The organism is Flavobacterium sp. ZT3R18 (assembly GCF_007097385.1).
Taxonomy (GTDB): Bacteria; Bacteroidota; Bacteroidia; order Flavobacteriales; family Flavobacteriaceae; genus Flavobacterium.
Map to the genome: position 1 here is coordinate 1 of NZ_VJZS01000057.1, position 1,938 is coordinate 1,938.

Below are 1,938 nucleotides of genomic sequence, written 5' to 3' on the forward strand. Positions count from 1 at the left end.
ATTTTACATAATAAGTTTATAGTGCTTTTTCTGCACTATAATGACTTATTATGTAACATAGCTTGGGGCAGTTTGGGACTTTCGAGCGTTGGCAACAGCTTATTGCAATCCCGCCTTTTCGGCGGGACTTGCAATGTGCTGTAGGAGCGTTGGCAAAAGTCCCAAACTGCATGCGCGTTGGCTGTGCGTTGGGTTGGGCGGGACAAAAAAGTCAATCCCGCTTTTTCTGCGGGATGTTCCTATTTCCTTTTTTTTTACTTATTGTATTGGATGATGTTTCTCGATGGCATTCTGTAACGCTTTAATTCCGGTTTGTTTGTATTTTTCGGTCGTGTCCAAATATTTGTGTCCGGCAAATTCCTGAACCATTCTCAGGTCGTTTCCTTTGGTCAAAAGATTGGTGATTACACTTTGTCGGATGGTAATTGTCGTTAGTTTTTTGGTAAACTGATTTTGATAGGTTGACACTAAATAATTGATGTCACTTTGAGTAATTGGACTGTTTAATTTATTGATTAAAAACACATTTGAAGTATCTTTTTTGTATTCTAAATAGTTATAAAACAATAAGATTTGTTCCGCTTTTAATGGTAAAATTCGGTTGTTGGTTTGGGCTGTTCCCGTGATGTTTATATGTGCTTTCTCCAGGAAAACATCTGTTGTTTTGATTTGGATAATTTCGCCTATTTTCAAGGCTTGATGAACCAATAAGCCCATTATGATTTGGTTCCTTTTTGCTAATAACTGGTACCTTTCTTTTCTTGGTTCCAGTAGTTTTTGCAGTTCGTTATCGGTAAATAAATCTTGTAATTGGATTGGTTTTTTCTTGATGTCCCGCAGTTGTATGGCTCTGGCTGGATTGTCTTTTCTAATTCCTGTATTTACTAAATAATCATAGTACTTTTTCAAAGCTGACAGTATTCTAATAATGGAAGCGGGTTCGTAGTTTTTCCGTATTATCTCCACATATTCCATTACGTTTTGATAGTTGTAATTTTCTGTGTTTTTATTCAATAACTTGTATTTTGCTATTTCATATAAATAGTTTTCTACCGTTGATTTTCGCAAGTTTTCTATTAAATATTCCTCTAAAGTTATCATTTCATTTTTTCATTTTTTAAGTTATTTATTCGTGTATAAATCTGTGTTGTTGATAGTTGGCTATGTCCTAAAAAGTCTCGAACCATTTCCACACTCATATCATTTTCAAGCAAATGCGTTGCAATAGAATGTCGTAAACTATGTAAACAATAGTTGTTTGGTTCTATGTTTTTAGTTCTTTTTAAAAGGGTTTTAAAGATTCTGTAAATGGTGCTTCCACTCATTCGTTTTCCCAATTGATTGACTAAAAAAGGTTCACTTATTTTATTAAAGAAAGTATTGATTTCTATGTAAGTGGAAAAGTCTTTTATAATGGTTTCAGTGAGTGGCATTACCCGTCTTTTTTTGTTTTTCCCTTTCCGAACGTAGAGTAATTTTTTCTCTAAATCAATGTCTTTTGTGTTCAAATTTATTACTTCAGATCTTCGTAACCCACAACCGTAACAAAGGTGTAAAATGATGGTTTCTTCCAGTGTTTGAGCCGTTTTGTAGAGTATTTTTATTTCCGATTGTGTGAGTACAATTCTTTGCTGATACTTTGGACTTTTCAGTTTTAAAGTAAATGGATTTTGTTTGATTTGGTCTATTCTTTCCAGATAATCAAAAAATCCTTTTATGGCCAGTTGTTGGCTGTGGATATAACTCTCGCTTAACTTTCCTATTCGCCTTTGATTGGGTCTGTTTTGCAGATAATTGGAGTAGTTTTTTATATGCTCTTCGTTGATATTTTCCAGTAATTCTTGATTAAATTCTAAAAAATATTTCACATATTTTGGGTAATTGTTGACTATCGATTTGCTGTAGCCTAATGTTTCTAATTCCTTTCTATAATTATAT

At 33.4% G+C, this 1,938-nt stretch carries 2 protein-coding genes; both read right to left on the minus strand.

Annotated features, from left to right (window positions below; all coding sequences use genetic code 11):
• Window positions 1-258: 258 nt before the first annotated feature.
• Entirely contained in the window at window positions 259-1,101 is an 843-nt protein-coding gene (locus FNW52_RS20510; RefSeq protein ID WP_143379329.1) for a tyrosine-type recombinase/integrase, read from the minus strand.
• Window positions 1,098-1,938, minus strand: an 841-nt coding sequence (locus FNW52_RS20515; protein ID WP_143379330.1) for a tyrosine-type recombinase/integrase, incomplete at its 5' end; no start/stop codon positions are given. The genes FNW52_RS20510 and FNW52_RS20515, both read right to left, overlap by 4 nt.